Raw genomic sequence first — 19,264 nt, forward strand, 5'->3', positions numbered from 1 at the left:
ACCCGGACGGTCAGCGCAGCGAGGCCGGCACGTCCATCGCCGAACACACCGCGCGCCACACGTCCTTGGTCTCCCAGCCCGCCTCCAGCGCCTGGTGGACGGTCCGGCCGCCCAGCTCGGTCATGACGTGGTCCCGCGCGAAGGAGTCGGCGTAGCCGGCGCCGAAGTGCTCGGCCATCCGCTCCCAGAAAATCGTCAACCGCATGCCCCCAGTATCCCGCCCCGGGAGAGTGCACCGGCGGCGTTCGCCCGGCGCCCCCGCGTCACCGCGTCCTACGTTGCACGCATGCCCGGAGACGAAACTTCCCCGCAGAGCCCGCATTCCCCGCGATCCCCGCGATCCCCGCGCCCCCCACAGGCCCCGGCGCACACCCCCCACACCCCGCCCGCGCCGCCCGCCCCCCGGCCTCCTTCGGACCCGCTGCCCGCGCTGGACCGCGCGGAGCGTTTCATCTGGCTCACGGCCCGAGTGCTGGAGCAGCGGCGGTTCGCGTTCCACTTCCTGGGCGGGGACGCCGACCCGGTGGACACGGCCCTCGGCTCCTACCTCAACGCGGACGGAGGCTACGGTCACGCACTCGATCCGGATCTTCGCGGTCCGCTCAGCCAGCCCCTGCACACCGCGCACGCGCTCCGCGTCCTCGACAGCCTCGGCCGCTGCGCCGGGCAGCGCATCGAGCGGCTCTGCCGCCACCTGACCGGGGTCTCCACCGTGGACGGCGCCCTTCCGGTGGTCTTCCCGGCCGCCCGCGACTACCCCGCGGCCCCCTACCACCCGACGCACGACGACCCGCCGGGCGAGCTGCTGGCCACGGGCCCGGTCGTCGGCGTACTGCACCGCAACCGGGTCTGGCACGCCTGGCTCTTCCGGGCCACGGACTTCTGCTGGGACCGGGTCGAGACGCTGCATCACTCGCATCCGTACGAGGTCCAGAGCGCGGTGGCCTTCCTCGACGGCATCCCCGACCGGGCGCGCGCGGCGGCGGCCGCGGACCGGCTGGGCCGGCTGGTGCGCGAGCAGCGGCTGGTGGTGCTCGACCCGGTGCGGCGGGCGGAGTACCCGGAGGCTGCCGGCTACGCGCCGGGCGAGCGGCTGTACCCGCACGACTTCGCCCGGCGGCCGGAATCCCTGGCCCGCGGCTGGTTCACCGACGCGGAGATGCGCCGCTCCCTGGACTTCCTGGCTTCCGAGCAGCAGCCGGACGGCGGCTGGCCGGTGCGCCGGCGGGCCTGGGCGCCGGGGAGCTCGCTGGAGCGGCGGCCGATCGCCACCCTGGAGGCCCTGCTCACCCTGCGGGCCTACGGGCGCCTGACCGCCACGGTCAGCCTCCCAGGGCCCGTACCCCCGCGGTGACGACGACGGCGGCCGCGACCACGACCAGGAACGGGGCCCGCAGCAGCAGCGCCAGCCCGGCGGCCGCGAGTCCGGCGGCGCGGGCGTCCACCACGAGCGCGGATCCGGTGCTGAAGGTCTGCTGGGCGGTGAGCGCGGCGAGCAGCGCGACCGGCAGCAGGGCGGCCAGGCGGCGCACGAGGGGCCGTTCCAGGGCCCCGGCGGGGACGAGCAGCCCGGCGAGCTTGACGGCGTAGCAGCCGACGACGGTGATGCCGATGGCGATCCAGACGTTCACGGACGGCGTCCCTTCATCCACAGCACGACGGGGGCGGCCAGGGCCGCGATCAGCACGGGCACCCCGGCGGGCAGTACGGGCAGGAAGCCGAGCCCGAGGACGAGCGCGAGGGCGGCCACGGCCCGCTCGGTGGAGGTCTTCAGCATCGGTGCCAGCAGGGCCAGGAACACGGCGGGTCCGGCGGCGTCCAGCCCCCAGGCCCTGGTGTCCCCGATGGCCTCGGCGCCGAGCGCGCCGAGCAGGGTGGTGAGGTTCCACAGCACGTAGAGGGTGAGCCCGGTGACGGTGAAGCCGAGCCGGGCCGACCTCCGGTCGGGCTGGGCCAGCGCGACGGCGGTGGTCTCGTCGATCACCCAGTGCGCGGCGAGGGGCCGCAGGGGGCGGGGCAGCTTGAGCAGCTGCGACAGGCGCAGCCCGTAGAAGGCGTTGCGGGTCCCGAGGAAGAAGGCCCCGGCGGCGGCGGTGAACGGGTTTCCGCCCGCCGCGAGCGCCCCGACCAGGGCGAACTGCGAGGCGCCGGTGAAGACGAGCAGGCTCAGCACACAGGCCTGCAGGGTGCTGATGCCGACCCCGGCGGCGGTCACCCCGAAGGCGAACCCGGACAGGCCGACGGCGACGCCGACCCCCAGCGCGTCCCGTACGACCGCGGCCCGCGGCCGTACCCCGGGTGCCGGTGTCTCTCGTATCTCTGGCTCGGTGACCAGCTGCTTCTCTCCCACGCCCCGAAACTACGCGGGGCCGGGCCGAACGGTCTTGTACGTTCTTGCGCGCGCGGAGGCCATTCCGGGCCCGGTCCCGGTCCGGTCCGGGCCCGGCACGATCCGGGAGAGGGGGCCGGACCCCCCTAGGCGGCCCGCTCCCGCCGGTAGGCCCCCGGTGGGACCCCCACGATGCGGGTGAAGTGCCGGTTCAGGTGGGGCTGGTCGGTGAAGCCGACGGCGACGGCCGCCTCCGCGGGCGCCGTGCCCGCGTCCAGGAGCCTGCGCGCCTGCCGGACGCGGGCGTCGGTCAGCCAGGTGTGCGGCGGCATCCCGTACCGCCCGCGGAAGGCCCGCAGCAGGGCGAAGGGGCTCGTGCCCAGCTCCGCCGCGAGCTGCTCCAGCGACGGCGGGTCCGCCATCCGGGCCTGCAGCACCGCGCGGGCCGCCACCGCGTCGGCGCCGCCCGCGCCACGGACCGTACGGGCGGGCAGCGGTCCCGCGTGCCGGATCAGCATCCGGGCGACCACCCCCCGCAGGAGCGTGTCGGCGGCCAGCGCGTTCCCGGCCTCGGCGGCCCGGTGCACCTCGGTGATGGTGCGCGAGGCCTGCGGGTCGGCGACGATGTCGGCGGTGAAGCCGGGGGTGCCGCGCAGGGTGCCGATCTCTTCGGCGACCTCGGCGATCAGCTCGCCGGAGGGGTAGAGGGTGGCGTACGCCCAGCCCTCGGGCGCCCCGGCGCGCGCCGTGTGGGGCACCTCGGGGTTGATCAGGACCACACTGCCCGGGCCGGCGCGCACGGTGTGGCCGGGAAGACCGACCTCCTCGACGCCTCCGGTCACGGCCGCGATGACGTACCCGTCGTGCGCGTGGCGGGGGAAGGTGTGGCGTACGTAGTGGGCGCGCAGCAGGTCCAGCCCGGGCAGTTCCGGGTACTGCCAGTGCCGTGCCCACTCCCCGCGGGCCTCGTCCGTCCCCATCCCCCCATTCTGCGCCCCCTCGCCGACGCGCGTTTGCCCAGGTCCGGGCCGTTGTCAGTGGCCGGGTGCACGATGGGGGCATGGCAGGCGCTGCGCTCGACTCGTTCTCCCCCGCGACCCGCTCGTGGTTCACGGGGGCCTTCGTCACGCCCACCGACGCGCAGGAGGGCGCCTGGCGGGCGATCGGGGAGGGCTCGGACGTGCTGGTGGTCGCCCCCACCGGCTCCGGCAAGACCCTGGCCGCGTTCCTCGCCGCCCTCGACCGGCTCGCTTCGGCCCCGCCGCCCGCCGAACCGAAGAAGCGCTGCCGCGTGCTGTACGTGTCGCCGCTGAAGGCCCTCGCCGTCGACGTGGAGCGCAATCTGCGCAGCCCGCTGACCGGGATCCGCCAGGAGTCGGTCCGCCTGGGCCTGCCCGAGCCGGACATCCGGGTCGGGATCCGCTCCGGCGACACCCCGCCCGCCGAACGGCGGGCGCTGGTCACCCGCCCGCCGGACATCCTCATCACCACGCCGGAGTCGCTGTTCCTGATGCTGACCTCGGCGGCCCGGGAGGCCCTCGCCGGGATCGAGACGGTGATCCTGGACGAGGTGCACGCGGTCGCCGGGACCAAGCGCGGCGCCCATCTCGCCCTGTCCCTGGAGCGGCTGGACGAGCTGCTGCCGCGTCCCGCGCGCCGGATCGGGCTGTCGGCGACGGTCCGGCCGGTGGACGAGGTGGCCCGGTACCTGGCGCCGCGCGGCAAGGTGGAGATCGTCCAGCCGCCGTCGGCCAAGGAGTTCGACCTGTCGGTGGTCGTCCCGGTGCAGGACATGGGCGAGTTGGGCGGCTCCCCCGCGACCGAGGGCAAGGAGGGCGGGGACAAGCCGTCGATCTGGCCGCATGTGGAGGAGCGGATCGCCGACCTGGTGCAGGCGCACCGCTCGACGATCGTGTTCGCCAACTCCAGGCGGCTCGCCGAGCGGCTGTGCAACCGGCTCAACGAGATCGCGTACGAGCGCGCCATGGGCGAGAAGCTGCCGGAGGGCAAGCCCCCGGCCGAGATCATGGCCCAGTCGGGCGCCGCCCTGGGCGCCCCGCCGCTGCTGGCCCGTGCGCACCACGGCTCGGTGTCCAAGGAGCAGCGGGCGCTGGTGGAGGAGGACCTGAAGGCGGGCAGGCTGCCCGCCGTGGTCGCCACCTCCAGCCTGGAGCTGGGCATCGACATGGGCGCGGTGGACCTGGTGGTGCAGGTGGAGTCGCCGCCGTCGGTGGCCTCCGGGCTGCAGCGGGTGGGCCGGGCCGGGCACCAGGTGGGCGCGGTCTCCACCGGGGTGGTCTTCCCCAAGTACCGCGGCGACCTGGTGCAGGCGGCGGTGGTCACCGAGCGGATGCGCACGGGGGCGATCGAGTCGCTCCGGGTGCCCGCCAACCCCCTCGACGTACTGGCGCAGCAGCTGGTCGCGATGGTGGCGATGGACACCTGGCAGCTGGACGACCTGCTCGCCCTGGTGCGGCGGGCGGCGCCCTTCGCGGCGCTGCCGGAATCGGCGTTCACCGCGGTGCTGGACATGCTGGCCGGGCGCTATCCGTCGGACGCGTTCGCCGAGCTGCGGCCGCGCGTGGTGTGGGACCGGGTGGCGGGGACGGTCACGGGCCGGCCGGGCGCCCAGCGCCTGGCGGTGACCTCGGGCGGCACGATCCCCGACCGCGGGCTCTTCGGTGTCTTCCTCGCCGGCTCCGATCCCAAGAAGGGCGGCGGGCGGGTCGGGGAGCTCGACGAGGAGATGGTCTACGAGTCCCGCGTCGGGGACGTCTTCACCCTGGGCACCACCTCGTGGCGGATCGAGGACATCACCCGCGACCGGGTCCTGGTCACCCCCGCCCCCGGGGTGCCGGGCAGGCTGCCGTTCTGGAAGGGTGACCAGCTCGGCCGGCCGCTCGAACTGGGCCGCGCGGTCGGCGCGTTCCTGCGCGAGCTCGGCGGCCTGAGCGAGGAGGACGCCCGGCTGCGGCTGCTGGCGGCCGGCCTGGACGCCTGGGCCGCCGAGAACGTCACGGCGTACCTCGCCGAGCAGCGCGAGGCCTGCGGACACGTCCCCGACGACCGGACCATCGTGGTCGAGCGGTTCCGCGACGAGCTGGGCGACTGGCGGGTCGTGGTCCACTCCCCCTTCGGCGCGCAGGTGCACGCCCCGTGGGCGCTGGCGCTGGGTGCCCGCCTCGCCGAGAAGTACGGCATGGACGCGCAGGTCATGCACGCCGACGACGGGATCGTGCTCCGCCTGCCCGACGCCGACCTGCTGTCCATGGATCTCCTGGACCACGACCCAGCCGCCCCGCAGCCGTTCGAGTTCGACGACGAGAAGGCCCCGCTGGGCGCGGCCGACGTCGCCTTCGACCGCGGCGACGTCCAGCAGATCGTCACCGACCAGGTCGGCGGCTCGGCGCTGTTCGCCTCCCGCTTCCGTGAGTGCGCGGCCCGTGCCCTGCTGCTGCCGCGCCGGAGCCCCGGCAAGCGGACCCCGCTGTGGCAGCAGCGCCAGCGCGCCTCCCAACTGCTGCAGGTGGCATCCGAGTTCGGATCCTTCCCGATCGTGCTGGAGGCCGTACGGGAGTGCCTCCAGGACGTCTTCGACGTGCCCGGCCTGACCGAGCTGATGGGGGACATCGAGGCACGCCGCGTCCGGCTGGTCGAGGTCACCACGCCGGAGCCCTCGCCCTTCGCCCGGTCCCTCCTCTTCGGGTACGTGGCCCAGTTCCTCTACGAAGGGGACTCGCCGCTGGCCGAGCGCCGGGCGGCCGCGCTGTCGCTGGACTCCCGGCTGCTGGCCGAGCTGCTCGGCCAGGCCGAGCTGCGCGAACTCCTCGACGCACAGGTGCTGGAGGAGCTGGAGCGGGAGCTCCAGTGGCTCACCGAGGACCGGCGGGCCAAGGATCCCGAGTCGGTGGCCGACCTGTTGCGCCTGCTGGGCCCGCTGACACGGGACCAGCTGACCGAGCGCGGGGCGGATCCGGCCTGGGCGCAGGAGCTGGCCGGGGCCCGCCGTGTCATCGCGGTCAGGATCGGCGGCGCGGACCACTGGGCGGCGATCGAGGACGCGGGCCGGCTGCGGGACGCACTGGGCACGGCGCTGCCCGTCGGCGTCCCCGAGGCGTTCACCGAGCCGGTCAAGGACCCGCTCGGGGACCTGCTCGCCCGGTACGCCCGCACCCACGGGCCCTTCACCACGGCCGCCGTGGCCACCCGCTTCGGCCTGGGCGCCGCGGTGACCGAGGGCGCCCTGCACCGGCTGGCCGCGGCCGGCCGTGTGGTGCAGGGCGAGTTCCACCCGGCGGGCATCGGCCAGGAGTGGTGCGACGCGACGGTGCTGCGCAGGCTCCGCCGCCGTTCCCTCGCCGCGCTCCGCCAGGAGCTGGAACCGGTGCCGCCGACCTCGCTGGCCACCTTCCTGCCGCAGTGGCAGCACCTGGGCGGGGCCCTGCGCGGCCTCGACGGGCTGGCCAGGGCGATCGAGCAGCTCCAGGGGGCCCCGGTCCCGGCCTCCGCGCTGGAACGCCTGATCCTCCCGTCGCGCGTGAGCGGGTACTCCCCCGGTCTGCTGGACGAACTGACCACCGCGGGCGAGGTGGTGTGGGCGGGCGCGGGAGCCCTCCCGGGCAAGGACGGCTGGGTCTCGCTCTATATGGCGGAGGCGGCGCCGCTGCTCCTGCCGCCGCCGCACCCGCTGGAGCAGAGCCCCCTCCACCAGGCGGTGCTGGCATCGCTCGCGGGCGGGTACGGGCTGTTCTTCCGGCAGATCGCGCAGTCGATCCGCGCCGAGTTCCCCGAGGTGTCGGACATCGCGCTCTCCGAGGCGGTATGGGATCTGGCCTGGTCGGGCCGGCTCACCAACGACACCCTGGCCCCGCTGCGTTCGCTGCTCGGTTCGGGGCGCACGGCGGGCTCGACGGCCCACCGGGCCCGGCGCACCGTCCCCCGCGGCCGGTACGGCACGCTTCAGGCGACCGTGTCCCGTACGGGCCCGCCCACGGTCTCGGGGCGCTGGTCCCTGCTGCCGGCCGCGGCCCCCGATCCGACCCACCGGGCCCACGCCCTGGCCCGCACCCTGCTGGACCGGCACGGGGTGGTGACCCGCGGGGCGGTCGCCGCCGAAGGGGTGGAGGGCGGCTTCAGCGCGGTCTACCGCGTCCTGTCGGCCTTCGAGGACAGCGGCCAGGCCCGCCGGGGCTATGTGGTCGAGGGCCTGGGCGCGGCCCAGTTCGCGATGGACGGCGCGGTGGACCGGCTCCGGGCCGCCGAGCGGACCCCGCCCCCGCTGGCGGCGGTGGTGCTGGCGGCCGCCGACCCGGCGAACGCGTACGGCGCGGCGCTGCCCTGGCCCGAGCCCCCGGCCGGGGCCACCCACAAGCCGGGCCGCAAAGCGGGCTCCCTCGTGGTCCAGGTGGACGGGGAGCTCATCCTGTACCTGGAGCGCGGCGGCAAGACCCTGCTGGCCTGGCCCGCCCCGGAGGATCCGCGGCTCGGGGCGGCCACGGCGGCCCTGGCAGCCGCCTCCCGCGCGGGCACGCTCCCGGCCCTCACGGTGGAACGGATCAACGCGGCGGCGGCCCTGACCTCTCCCCTGGGCCCGGCCCTGGAGGCGGCCGGCTTCCATGCCACACCGAGGGGTTTGCGCATGCGTTCCTGACAGCCGCAAACGGTCCCGACTGTGCCACTGACGTCCTGAACATGTCACAAAGCCGTCGCCGACGGCCTCTGAGCTGGCCGATCCGCTTATTGATCCTTTATCAAGATGATCACAGGCGTTGCACTGGCAATGCACAGTCATGGGGGACGAGAAGAATGAGCACCATCAGCATGCGCAGCACCACCCTCGGCGCGGTCGCCCTGACCGTCGTCGGCAGCCTGGCCCTGACCGGTTGCAAGAACGGCGACGAAGAGCTCCCGGCGCAGCCGGCCGCCTCCGCCCCGGGCAGCGCCCCGGCCTCCTCCGGCGCCCCGGCCAGCCCTGCGACCGGAGGCAGCGCCGCCCCCGCCGGGGCCCCGGGCACGGCGAAGTCCGGCCAGGTCTTCAAGATCGGCGAGGCGGCGGAGATCCCCTACGACTACGGCGACTTCAAGGGCAGCCGGGTCGCCCTCACCGTCACCACGATCGAGCAGGGCACGCCCGCCGACCTGGATGGGCTGAACCTCGGCGACAAGGCGAACGGCAAGGTCCCGTACTACATCCGCTACACGGTCAAGAACATCGGTACCACGGACATGTCGTACGCGTCGGTCGGCCACGTCAAGGGCCTGCTCGGGGACGGCACCGAGGCCCAGAGCCTTGCGGTCATCGGCAAGTTCGAGAAGTGCAAGGAGGAGTCCATGCCGAAGGGCTTCGCCAACGGCCAGACCCAGACCAGCTGCGCGATAGCCCTCGCCCCGTCGGCCCAGACGAAGGTCGCCGGGGCCGAGTACTGGGGCAACCCGTACAACGCGGCGAGCAAGGGCAAGGGCATCGCCTGGAAGTAACCCCGTAACCGAACCCCGCCCCGCACCACGCCAGGCCGGACCGCTGCCCCGGGCGGCGGGGCCGGGCCACGGTCGGGGCTCCGGCCGGCCTGCGCCGCCAGGTCACCGGCGAGCGGGTACCCGCGCCCCGGGAGGAGCCCCTCCCCTCGGCCGGGCAGCCTCACGGGCGCCGCCCCGCACCGCCCGGAGCGGATCGGGCCGCGCCGGACGGTGAGCCGGGCCAGCAGCGACACCGTCCGGCCCCGGCGCCGGGGAACCCGCACGACGCACCGCCCCAGCGCGCACCGGCAGGCAGGACGGGCCCGCGGCCCACCCGCACCGGCAGGCACCGGCAGGCACCGGCAGGCACCGGCAGGCACCGGCAGGCACCGGCAGGCACCGGCACAATGAAGCCATGCCCGAAGGCGACAGCATCCGGCGCGCGGCGACCCGGCTCCACACCGCCCTCGCAGGCCGCACGCTCACCCGCAGCGACCTGCGCGTCCCCCGCTTCGCCCTCGCCGACCTCACCGGCCGGGTCACCCTCGACGTCACCCCCCGCGGCAAGCACCTCCTCGCCCGCTTCGAGGGCGGCCTCACCCTGCACAGCCACCTCCGGATGGACGGCGCCTGGCATGTCTTCGCCGCCGGCGAGAAATGGCGCGGCGGCCCGGACCACGAGATCCGCGCCGTCCTCGGCACGGCCGACCACACCGCCGTCGGCTACCGGCTCCCCGTCCTGGAGCTGATCCGCACCGCCGAGGAGGACCGCGCCGTGGGCCACCTCGGCCCCGACCTCCTCGGCCCGGACTGGGATCCGGCACTCGCCGCCGCCCACCTCCTCGCCGCCCCCGAGCGCGCCCTCGGCGAGGCCCTGCTGGACCAGCGCAACCTCGCCGGGATCGGCAACATCTACAAGTCCGAGCTGTGCTTCCTGGCCCAGGTCACCCCGTGGACCCCGGTCGGCACGCTCCCCGAGTCCGCCCTCCCCCGGCTGGCCGCCGCCGCCCACCGGCTGCTGTCCGCGAACACCGGCGATCGCCCGGGCCCGCGCAACACGACCGGCATCCACCGCCCCGGCCAGGACCTCTTCGTCTACGGCCGCGCGCACCGCCCCTGCCTGCGCTGCGGCACCCCCGTCCGCGAGGCCCCCCAGGACGGCCGACCCACCTACTGGTGCCCCCGCTGCCAGCAGGGCCCCACACCCTAGGGGTGTCCTGCCGCCACTGCCCCCGACCCGAACCGACCCCGCCCCACAGATTGACGGTCCGTCAGATACGGTCGTACGGTCCCGGCATGCCCACACCCACAGCCCCGTACGGCCTCACCGGCCGCACCGCCCTGATCACCGGCGCCGCCAGCGGCATCGGCCGCGCCACCGCCGTGCTGCTCGCAGAGGCGGGCGCGCACGTGCACTGCGCGGACCGCGACGAGCAGGGCCTCGCCGAGACGGCCGCCCTCGTCGCCAAGGCCGGCGGCGCCGCCACCGTCCACGCCCTCGACGTCACCGACCGGGCCGCGCTGCGCACGGCCGTCGCCGCGGCCGGTCCGCTCGACATCACGGCCGCCATCGCCGGGGTCATGCACACGAGCAGCGTCCTGGAGACGGCCGACGAGGACCTCGACCGGATCCTGGACATCAACTTCAAGGGGGTCCTGCGGACCTGCCAGGAGGCCGCCCGCGCCATGATCGCGGCCGGTCGCCCCGGCTCGATCGTCACCATGGCCTCCGGGGCCGTGGACGCCGCCCAGCCCGGCCTGCTCTGCTACAGCGCCGCCAAGGCCGCCGTCGTCCAGCTGACCAAGACCCTCGCCACCGAGGCCGGCCCGCACGGCATACGCGTCAACGCGGTCGCCCCGGGTTGGATCCGCACCCCCATGACCGGCCGCCACAGCCCCGAGGTCCAGGAGCAGACCGAGGCCGTGATGGTCCGTATGTCCCCGCTGCGCCGGGTCGGCGAGCCCGAGGACATCGCCCGGGCGGTGCTCTACCTGGCCTCGGACGCCTCGTCCTTCATGACGGGCCAGATCCTTCGCCCGAACGGTGGGGTGTCCATGCCCTGGTAGCCCCGTCGGCCGCCCGCAGCGCCTTCCGCCGTGCCGTGCGCACCGGGCCCGGCACACAGTGCACCGGCAGCAGCCCCAGCCCCCAGCCGCCCACCGCCACCGCGCCCTCCACCGCCCCGGACTCGGCGGGCACCAGCACCAGCCGCAGTACGGCCCACCACCACAGCGCCCCGACCGTCAGCGCGAGGACCGACACCGCGGGTATGCGTATGCGCAGCGACCGCCGCACGACTGCCTCCCAGGGGCCGGAACCCGGACGGCCCCCATCCTCCCGCACCCCTCGCGCGCCCGCACCCAGAACGGCCGGGAGCCCCGGCCGGTGCACCAGGCACCGGCCGGGGCTCCGGCCACGCTCAAACACGCACGTGCTCGCTCACGCGGCTACGACATTCACCGCTTCCGCAGGCGCCTTGATGGTCACCCGCTCCGGGCCCGTGACCGAAGCCATGGAGACCGAATTGAGCATCGGGCGGACCGGCACACTCACCGGTTCGCTTGCCGCGGCCGACTGTGCCAGCTCGGCCAGCGACAGTTCGTCACTGACTTCGCGCATCAGCTCGGACATCCGTACGTCCAACGCGTCGCAGATCGCGGAGAGCAGCTCGGAGGATGCCTCCTTCTGCCCCCGCTCCACCTCGGAGAGATAGCCGAGAGAAACTCGGGCCGACGAGGAGACTTCGCGCAGAGTACGGCCCTGGCGCTGGCGCTGCCGACGCAGCACGTCACCCAGCAGGCGACGGAGCAGAATCATCGGTGGCTCCCTCCTCTGACCGTGTAGCCGCATCCTTCACGCCCCACCGTACCGCCTCGCGCCGCGGCCGTGCGGGGAGCGATGTCGTGTTCACTCAGGGCTGCAAACATCAAATCCCCCCGTTCTGTTCCGTATCCTGCCTCCGCGCATTCTCACGGAGTTGGTCCGAGAGAAGCCTGAGCACTGTGCGTGCACTCTCCCTACGAATTTCCGCGCGGGAGCCTTTCAACCTCAGACGGACCGTTTTCCTGCCCCCTGGACCGTCCACCGCGACGAAAACGGTGCCCACCGGCTGCCCGTCCTGCGGCTCGGGACCGGCCACCCCGGTGGTCGAGATCCCCCACGAAGCCCCCATCACGCGCCGCACACCGGCCGCCATCTCGGCCGCGACCTGCGCGTTCACCGCGCCTTCGGCTTCAAGCAGTCCCGCGTCCACCCCGAGGACCAGGTGCTTGATCTCCGTCGCGTAGGCCGTGACCGCGCCGCGGAAGGACCGGGAGGCTCCGGGGACGGCCGTGAGCCCGGCGGCCACCATGCCGCCGGTCAGGGATTCCGCCACGGCGAGGGTCTGGTCACTCTCCGCGAGCAGGCGCAGCGCCTCCGCGGCCTCTCCGGTCGCATCCACCGCTCCCGACGCGGATTCCGCCGCCGGAAAATCCCCCGCCGCGTCGGTCACCTCGCGGCCCGCTCCGCGGCGAGACCCTGGCGGCGCAGCACGACCGCCTGACGGATGTAGTCCAAACCGGTGACAACGGTCAGCACGACGGCGATCGCCATCACCCAGAAGCGCATGGTCGCCAGCGCCCCGGTCAGGGCGAGTACGTACATGCCCACGGCCGTGCCCTGGGCCAGGGTCTTCATCTTTCCGCCCCGGCTGGCCGGAATCACTCCGTAGCGGATGACCCAGAAGCGGAGCAGGGTGATCCCGAGCTCCCGTCCGAGGATCACCCCGGTCACCCACCAGGGGAGGTCACCGAGCCAGGAGAGACAGATCAGCGCCGACCCCATGATCGCCTTGTCGGCGATGGGGTCGGCGATCTTGCCGAAGTCCGTGACCAGGTTGTACGTCCGGGCCAGGTGCCCGTCGAAGATGTCCGTGATCATGGCGACGGCGAACGCCGCCCAGGCCCAGGCCCGCCAGGCGGGGTCGTAGCCCCCGTCGGCGAGCAGCAGCAGGACGAAGCCCGGCACGAGCACGAGCCGGATCATCGTCAGGATGTTGGCGATGTTCCACAGGCTGGCCTGATTGACCGCCGCGGCCCCCAGCTTCGCGCCGGGTACGGGCCGGCGGCCGGCCTCGCCCGCCGCAGATGCCGGGACTCCGGTCATCCGGCCGCCTCCTCAAGATCCATGCCGAGGGGCTCGGCCACCAGGTCCACTCCCAGGGTGCCGACCACCTTTGCCGTGACGATACGCCCGGGGACCAGACCCGTGCTGTCCGTGAAGACCACCTGGCCGTCCGTTTCGGGCGCCTGGTGCGCGGCACGCCCGTAGGCGCCCTCGCCGTCCTCGTCGACGGCTTCCACCGTCTCGACGAGCACTTCGAGAGTCTCCCCGATGCGCTCCTCGGCACGCTGCGAGGTGAGCTCCTCGGCGAGCCGCTGCATGTGCGCGAGCCGCTCGGCGATGGTGTCCTCGTCCAGCTTGTTCTCGTAGGTGACGGCCTCGGTGCCGTCCTCGTCGGAGTAGCCGAAGACGCCGATGGCGTCGAGGCGCGCGTGGGTGAGGAAACGCTCCAGCTCGGCGAAGTCCGATTCCTTCTCGCCCGGGAAGCCGACGATGAAGTTGGAGCGGACGCCCGCCGTCGGGGCCTTGGAGCGGATGGTGTCCAGCAGCTCCAGGAAGCGGTCGGTGTCACCGAAGCGGCGCATGGAGCGCAGCACGTCGGGGGCCGAGTGCTGGAAGGACAGGTCGAAGTACGGCACGACCTTGGGGGTCGAGGTGAGTACGTCGATCAGGCCGGGGCGCATCTCGGCGGGCTGGAGGTAGCTGACGCGGACGCGCTCGATGCCGTCCACCTCGGCGAGCTCGGGCAGCAGGGTCTCCAGCAGCCGGATGTCGCCGAGGTCCTTGCCGTAGGAGGTGTTGTTCTCGGAGACCAGCATGATCTCCTTGACGCCCTGCTCGGCGAGCCAGCGCGTCTCGCCCAGCACGTCGCTGGGGCGGCGGGAGATGAAGGAGCCGCGGAAGGACGGGATGGCGCAGAAGGAGCAGCGCCGGTCGCAGCCGGAGGCCAGCTTGACCGAGGCGACGGGGCTCTTGTCCAGGCGGCGGCGCAGCGGGGCGCGCGGCCCGGAGGCGGGCGCCAGGCCCTCGGGGAGGTCCGCGGGGGCGGCCTCGGGCTCCTGGGCGTGGCCGGGCAGGGCCACCTCGGCGTCCTGGCGGGCCGCGGGGCTGATCGGCAGCAGCTTGCGCCGGTCACGCGGGGTGTGGGAGGCGTGGATGCCGCCGTTGAGGATGGTCTGGAGGCGGTCGGAGATGTCGGCGTAGTCGTCGAATCCGAGGACTCCGTCGGCCTCGGGGAGCGCTTCGGCGAGTTCCTTGCCGTAGCGCTCGGCCATACAGCCGACGGCGACGACGGCCTGGGTCTTGCCGTGATCCTTGAGATCGTTGGCTTCCAGGAGGGCGTCTACGGAGTCCTTCTTGGCGGCTTCGACGAAGCCGCAGGTGTTGACGACGGCTACGTCCGCATCGGCGGCGTCCTCGACGAGCTCCCAGCCATCCGCCGCCAAGCGGCCTGCGAGCTCCTCCGAGTCCACCTCGTTACGGGCGCAGCCAAGAGTGACAAGGGCGACGGTACGGCGTTCGGGCATGGACTCAAGACTACTTCGTCCCGGCGTCGGCCCCTGCCGCAAGTCCCCGTACAGCAAGATCCCCGGGGTGCGGCGCAGCACCCCGGGGATCCGGATCAAGCCTTCCGCCCTAGGGCGGGCCCGCCTCAGCCCGCCTGGGGCTGGTCCTGGGCAGGGTCGGCCTTCGTGTATTTCAGACGCTCCACCTGGCCCGACTGGAAGTCGTCCTTGATCTCCTTGCCGTTCACGAAGAGCTTCACGGCCCCGGCGTCGCCGAGCACGAGGTCGACGGACTCCTTGTCCGTGAAGGTCTTGGACTCACCCTGCACGAGGGTGCCGTCGAAGAGCAGCCGGCCGGTGGAGTCCTTCGCGGAGATCCAGCTCTCGCCGGTGTCGGCCGTCAGGACCACGGTGACGAGGTCCTTGGGCGCGGCGGCGATCGCACTGTCCGAGGGCTCCGGCTTGGCCGCCGGCGGGGTCTGCTGGGACGGTACGACCGGCTTGGCGGCGCTCTGCTTGGGTGCGGGCTTGGGGGAGGCGGAACCTTCCGCCACCGGGCGCTTGTCCTTCTCGTCGCCACCGCTGAAGGCGGTGAAGCCCACGAAGCCGATCACGGCGACGATGGCGGCGACCATGGCCGCGGTCCAGTTGGGCCGCTGCCGCTCGGGACGGATCCGCTCGGCGTCGAACATCGGCGCGGCGGGCGTGGGTGCCGGCCGGCCGCCGTGGGCCGCGTCGTAGCTCTCGACCAGCGGTGCCGGATCGAGGTTGACGGCGCGGGCGAGCGTACGGATGTGACCGCGGGCGTAGACGTCGCCGCCGCACCGCGTGAAGTCGTCCTCTTCGATCGCGTGCACGATCGGGATGCGCACGCGGGTGGTGGAACTGACCTCGTCGACGGTGAGCCCGGCGGCGATCCGGGCCTTCTTGAGGGCCGTCCCGATGGACGGGCCTTCGACGGGACGTTCGACGATGCGGTCCTCGGACCGGTCGTCGGTCGAAGGCCGCTCTTCTTCGGGGGAGTTGGAGTTGCCGATGGACACGTGGGCGCCTTTCGAGCGTGTAGCCACCTGCTGGAAGTCCAGTCTAGGGGGGTGACGAAAGGGTGGAGCAACCGGAGGGTGCACTCCCTACGCCATCCGAATGGCGAACGGAGGTCACGCTCCGGTGCGGCGGCCCGGCGCTGTGAGCCGTCTCGTGCGCCTACCGCCACCTCTCTTCAACTTGACGCGGGCCCAAGGGAAACGGTTGCCCGCGATTTCATTACGGATGGGCCTCGCCCCTGATGACGGCGAGCACTCCGTCCAGGTCATCGGCCTTCAGCAGGACGTCGCGCGCCTTCGAGCCCTCGCTGGGGCCGACGATTCCCCGCGACTCCATGAGGTCCATGAGCCGCCCGGCCTTCGCGAAGCCCACCCGCAGCTTGCGCTGGAGCATCGAGGTGGACCCGAACTGCGTGGAGACCACCAGCTCCGCCGCCTGGCACAACAGGTCCAGGTCGTCGCCGATGTCCTCGTCGATCTCCTTCTTCTGCTTCTGCCCGACGGTGACGTCGTCCCGGAAGACGGGCGCCATCTGGTCCTTGCAGTGCTGGACGATCCCGGCGATCTCGTCCTCGGTGACGAAGGCGCCCTGGAGGCGGACCGGCTTGTTGGCGCCCATCGGCAGGAACAGCCCGTCGCCCTTGCCGATGAGCTTCTCGGCGCCCGGCTGGTCGAGGATGACCCGGCTGTCGGCGAGCGAGGAGGTGGCGAAGGCCAGGCGCGAGGGCACGTTCGCCTTGATCAGACCGGTGACCACGTCCACCGAGGGCCGCTGGGTGGCGAGCACGAGGTGGATGCCGGCCGCGCGGGCCAACTGGGTGATGCGGACGATCGAGTCCTCGACGTCGCGCGGGGCCACCATCATCAGGTCGGCCAGCTCGTCGACGATCACCAGCAGGTACGGGTACGGGCTGAGCTCCCGCTCGCTGCCCGGCGGCAGTTTGATCTTGCCGTCCCGGATGGCCTGGTTGAAGTCGTCGATGTGCCGGTAGCCGAAGGCGGCCAGGTCGTCGTAGCGCAGGTCCATCTCGCGCACGACCCACTGGAGCGCCTCGGCGGCCCGCTTGGGGTTGGTGATGATCGGGGTGATCAGGTGCGGGATGCCCTCGTACGCCGTCAGCTCGACGCGCTTGGGGTCCACGAGCACCATCCGGACGTCCTCCGGGGTGGCCCGCACCATGACCGAGGTGATCAGGCAGTTGATGCAGGAGGACTTGCCGGAACCGGTGGCGCCGGCGACGAGCACGTGCGGCATCTTCGCGAGGTTGGCCATGACGTAGCCGCCCTCGACGTCCTTGCCGAGGGCCACCAGCATCGGGTGGTCGTCCTCGGCCGCGTCCGCGAGGCGCAGCACGTCGCCCAGGTTGACCATCTCGCGGTCGGTGTTGGGGATCTCGATGCCGACCGCGGACTTGCCCGGGATCGGGCTGATGATCCTGACGTCCGGCGAGGCCACGGCGTAGGCGATGTTCTTGGTGAGCGCGGTGATCCGCTCGACCTTGACCGCCGCGCCCAGGGTGACCTCGTACCGGGTGACGGTCGGACCCCGGGTGAATCCCGTGACGTCCGCGTCGACCTTGAACTCGGTGAAGACGTTGCGCAGGGAGGCGACCACCGCGTCGTTCGCGGCGCTGCGGGTCTTGCCGGGCCCGCCCTTCTCCAGCAGGTCGAGCGAGGGCAGCGCGTACGTGATGTCCCCGCGCAGCTGGAGCTGCTCGGCGCGCGGCGGCAGCGCCTGGGTCTGCGGCGGGGCCTTGGTCAGGTCAGGCACCGACAGCGTCCCCGAGGCCGCGGCGGTGGTGGCGTGCGGCTGCCCGGCGGAGGCCTCGGCGGCCGCTTCGGGCGCGCTCGCGGGGGTGGTGTCCGGTACGGGACGCCCCGCGCGGGCGGTCGGCACGGGAGCGGTGGGCTCCGCGGCCTCCCGCTCGGGAGTGATCCCCTGCGTGAGGTCGGCGACGAGCGGGGAGGGCGGCATTCCGCCGTAGACCGCCCCGTCCAGCGCGGCGGCGGCCGCCGCGGCCACGTCCACGGCGTCCATCCCCCGCTCCATGGCGGGCCGGGCCGGGGTCCTGCGCGGCCTGCGCCGCCGGGCGAGCGCCTCCTCCTCGGCCTCGTCCACCCGGTCCCCGGAGCCCTCGGCGGCTCCGCCACGGGCCAGCCACCGCTCCGGGTCGTGCCGCTCGCCGGCAGCGCCTTCGGCCTCGCCGTAGCCCTCGTCGTACTCGTTCGGGGCGATGATCCCGAGCCGGATGCCGAGCCGGCGCAGCCGCTGCGGGATCGCGTTGACCGGGGTCGCGGTGACCACGAGCAGGCCGAAGATCGTGAGCAGCACCAGCATGGGCACGGCCAGCGGCGCACCCATGGTGAAGATCAGCGGCTTGGAGGCGCCCCAGCCGATGAGCCCGCCCGCGTTCTGCATCGCGGTGGTGCCCTCGTCCCGGCCGGGCGCCCCGCAGGCGATGTGGACCAGGCCCAGGACCCCGATGACGAGGGCCGACAGCCCGATGCCGATCCGGCCGTTGGCGTCGGTCTGCTCGGGATGGCGGATGAAACGTACCGCCATGACGCCGAGCAGGATCGGCACGAGCAGATCCAGCCGGCCGAAGAGACCGGTGATCAGCATCGTGACCAGGTCCCCGACCGGACCGCTCAGATTCGACCAGGTGCCCGCGGCCACGATCAGCGCGAGGGCGAGCAGCAGCAGCGCCACGCCGTCCTTGCGGTGAGCGGGGTCGAGGTTCCGGGCCCCCTGGCCGATTCCGCGGAAGACGGCACCGACCGCGTGCGCGCAGCCGAGCCAGAGGGCGCGCACCAGCCGCACCACGCCCCCGGTCGGGGAGGGCGCGGGCTTGACCGCGGCCTTCTTGGCCGGGGCACGCTTGGCGGCCGCGGCCTTCTTCGCCGGAGGCTTGCGCACGGGCGCGGCCTTCTTCGCCGGCGCCGCCGTACGGCCGGTGCGGCCCTTCGCGGTGCCCGCGGTGCTCTGGGAACCCTTACCGGACGTACGTGAGGCCATGGGCCCGAGGTTACCGGTGCGCGTGCCGGTGGACACGCGTGCCCACCCCTTCACCCGTTCGTGTCGTCAGCTCCGTAGGTGCTGTGACACACCGCCAGTCCCGACCCGCGCACGGTCAGTTCTGCGCGGGCAGGACCGGAGCCCCTCCGGCGGTCCCGGGCTCCAGGGCGTCGAGTGCCCGCCGCAGTCCGGTGAGTTTGCGCTCCAGGTGCGCCGCGGTCGCCACCACACCGGCGTCGGCCGAGTCCTCGCCGAGCTGTTTGGTCAGCGCCTCGGCCTGCTCCTCGACCGCCGCGAGGCGGGCGGAGAGCTCGGCCAGCAGTCCGGCCGTCTCCTTGCTCGCGTCCACGCCGCCCGAGCCGCCGCCCTCCAGCTGGAGCCGCAGCAGGGCCGCCTGCTCCCGCAGTTGGCAGTTCTTCGTGTACAGCTCCACGAAGACCGAGACCTTGGCCCGCAGCACCCACGGGTCGAAGGGCTTGGAGATGTAGTCGACCGCACCCGCCGCGTAACCGCGGAACGTGTGGTGCGGACCGTGGTTGATCGCGGTGAGGAAGATGATCGGGATGTCCCGGGTCCGTTCCCGCCGCTTGATGTGCGCGGCCGTTTCGAATCCGTCCATGCCCGGCATCTGGACATCCAGCAGGATGACCGCGAAATCGTCCGTCAACAGCGCCTTGAGCGCTTCCTCCCCCGACGACGCCCGGACCAGTGTCTGATCGAGCGCGGAGAGGATGGCCTCCAGCGCCAGCAGATTCTCCGGCCGGTCGTCGACCAGGAGGATCTTGGCCTTCTGCACCATGCCCTGTCCTC

General features: G+C 73.3%; 17 protein-coding genes. 5 read left to right on the forward strand and 12 right to left on the reverse strand.

The features are described from left to right. Positions 1 to 10 precede the first annotated feature (10 nt). On the reverse strand, positions 11 to 205 hold the full coding sequence (locus Sspor_RS13875; protein WP_202199426.1) for a DUF3046 domain-containing protein: 195 nt from the start codon (positions 203 to 205) through the stop codon (positions 11 to 13). 81 nt (positions 206 to 286) lie between these two features. Here Sspor_RS13875 and Sspor_RS13880 point away from each other — a divergent pair, with 81 nt between their 5' ends. Beyond that, positions 287 to 1,354 carry a hypothetical protein gene (locus Sspor_RS13880; protein ID WP_372499748.1) on the forward strand — a complete coding sequence of 356 codons (1,068 nt, stop codon included), beginning with the start codon at positions 287 to 289 and terminating at the stop codon, positions 1,352 to 1,354. Here the strand turns inward: Sspor_RS13880 and Sspor_RS13885 are convergent. The 3 genes from Sspor_RS13885 to Sspor_RS13895 form a co-directional block, all read right to left on the reverse strand. Beyond that, complete coding sequence (locus Sspor_RS13885) at positions 1,323 to 1,631, reverse strand: AzlD domain-containing protein (RefSeq protein ID WP_189972872.1); 309 nt, start codon at positions 1,629 to 1,631, stop codon at positions 1,323 to 1,325. The two genes, Sspor_RS13880 and Sspor_RS13885, sit on opposite strands and share 32 nt — an antisense overlap. Next, entirely contained in the window at positions 1,628 to 2,317 is a 690-nt protein-coding gene (locus tag Sspor_RS13890) for an AzlC family ABC transporter permease (protein ID WP_237404308.1), read from the reverse strand. Before Sspor_RS13890 ends, Sspor_RS13885 begins: the two co-directional genes overlap by 4 nt. Before the next feature lie 158 nt (positions 2,318 to 2,475). Next, positions 2,476 to 3,309 (reverse strand): AraC family transcriptional regulator, encoded by an 834-nt coding sequence (locus Sspor_RS13895; protein ID WP_202199427.1) that lies wholly within the window; start codon positions 3,307 to 3,309, stop codon positions 2,476 to 2,478. 80 nt (positions 3,310 to 3,389) lie between these two features. On the opposite strand from Sspor_RS13895, the gene Sspor_RS13900 reads away from it, so the two are divergent. The 4 genes from Sspor_RS13900 to Sspor_RS13915 all read left to right on the forward strand — a co-directional run bounded on the left by Sspor_RS13900 (position 3,390) and on the right by Sspor_RS13915 (position 10,852). Then, complete coding sequence (locus Sspor_RS13900; protein WP_202199428.1) at positions 3,390 to 7,979, forward strand: ATP-dependent helicase; 4,590 nt, start codon at positions 3,390 to 3,392, stop codon at positions 7,977 to 7,979. A gap of 155 nt (positions 7,980 to 8,134) precedes the next feature. Next, positions 8,135 to 8,806, forward strand: a complete 672-nt coding sequence (locus Sspor_RS13905) for a hypothetical protein (protein ID WP_202199429.1) — start codon at positions 8,135 to 8,137, stop codon at positions 8,804 to 8,806. A 394-nt stretch (positions 8,807 to 9,200) separates the two neighbouring features. After that, positions 9,201 to 9,995 carry an Fpg/Nei family DNA glycosylase gene (locus tag Sspor_RS13910; protein ID WP_202199430.1) on the forward strand — a complete coding sequence of 265 codons (795 nt, stop codon included), beginning with the start codon at positions 9,201 to 9,203 and terminating at the stop codon, positions 9,993 to 9,995. 86 nt (positions 9,996 to 10,081) lie between these two features. Continuing rightward, complete coding sequence (locus Sspor_RS13915; RefSeq protein ID WP_202199431.1) at positions 10,082 to 10,852, forward strand: SDR family NAD(P)-dependent oxidoreductase; 771 nt, start codon at positions 10,082 to 10,084, stop codon at positions 10,850 to 10,852. Here the strand turns inward: Sspor_RS13915 and Sspor_RS13920 are convergent. From Sspor_RS13920 to Sspor_RS13955, 8 genes are all read right to left on the reverse strand, one after another. Further along, positions 10,800 to 11,081 (reverse strand): hypothetical protein, encoded by a 282-nt coding sequence (locus Sspor_RS13920; RefSeq protein ID WP_202199432.1) that lies wholly within the window; start codon positions 11,079 to 11,081, stop codon positions 10,800 to 10,802. The genes Sspor_RS13915 and Sspor_RS13920 overlap by 53 nt on opposite strands. A gap of 144 nt (positions 11,082 to 11,225) precedes the next feature. Continuing rightward, complete coding sequence (locus tag Sspor_RS13925; protein ID WP_202199433.1) at positions 11,226 to 11,603, reverse strand: helix-turn-helix domain-containing protein; 378 nt, start codon at positions 11,601 to 11,603, stop codon at positions 11,226 to 11,228. A gap of 109 nt (positions 11,604 to 11,712) precedes the next feature. Continuing rightward, positions 11,713 to 12,228: a CinA family protein gene (locus Sspor_RS13930; protein ID WP_237404309.1), complete on the reverse strand. Its 516-nt coding sequence runs from the start codon at positions 12,226 to 12,228 to the stop codon at positions 11,713 to 11,715. A 47-nt stretch (positions 12,229 to 12,275) separates the two neighbouring features. Beyond that, on the reverse strand, positions 12,276 to 12,932 hold the full coding sequence (gene pgsA, locus Sspor_RS13935; protein ID WP_202199435.1) for a CDP-diacylglycerol--glycerol-3-phosphate 3-phosphatidyltransferase: 657 nt from the start codon (positions 12,930 to 12,932) through the stop codon (positions 12,276 to 12,278). Next, positions 12,929 to 14,416 carry a 30S ribosomal protein S12 methylthiotransferase RimO gene (rimO, locus tag Sspor_RS13940; protein ID WP_202199436.1) on the reverse strand — a complete coding sequence of 496 codons (1,488 nt, stop codon included), beginning with the start codon at positions 14,414 to 14,416 and terminating at the stop codon, positions 12,929 to 12,931. The genes pgsA and rimO overlap by 4 nt, the downstream gene beginning before the upstream one ends. Before the next feature lie 125 nt (positions 14,417 to 14,541). After that, positions 14,542 to 15,438, reverse strand: coding sequence for a helix-turn-helix domain-containing protein (locus Sspor_RS13945; RefSeq protein ID WP_202199437.1), 897 nt, complete (start codon positions 15,436 to 15,438; stop codon positions 14,542 to 14,544). A 220-nt stretch (positions 15,439 to 15,658) separates the two neighbouring features. Further along, positions 15,659 to 18,454 carry an FtsK/SpoIIIE family DNA translocase gene (locus tag Sspor_RS13950; RefSeq protein ID WP_202199438.1) on the reverse strand — a complete coding sequence of 932 codons (2,796 nt, stop codon included), beginning with the start codon at positions 18,452 to 18,454 and terminating at the stop codon, positions 15,659 to 15,661. A 115-nt stretch (positions 18,455 to 18,569) separates the two neighbouring features. After that, positions 18,570 to 19,253: a response regulator gene (locus tag Sspor_RS13955; RefSeq protein WP_202199439.1), complete on the reverse strand. Its 684-nt coding sequence runs from the start codon at positions 19,251 to 19,253 to the stop codon at positions 18,570 to 18,572. Between the last annotated feature and the right edge of the window lie 11 nt (positions 19,254 to 19,264).

The sequence above is a fragment of the Streptomyces spororaveus genome, from assembly GCF_016755875.1.
Lineage (GTDB): Bacteria > Actinomycetota > Actinomycetes > Streptomycetales > Streptomycetaceae > Streptomyces > Streptomyces spororaveus.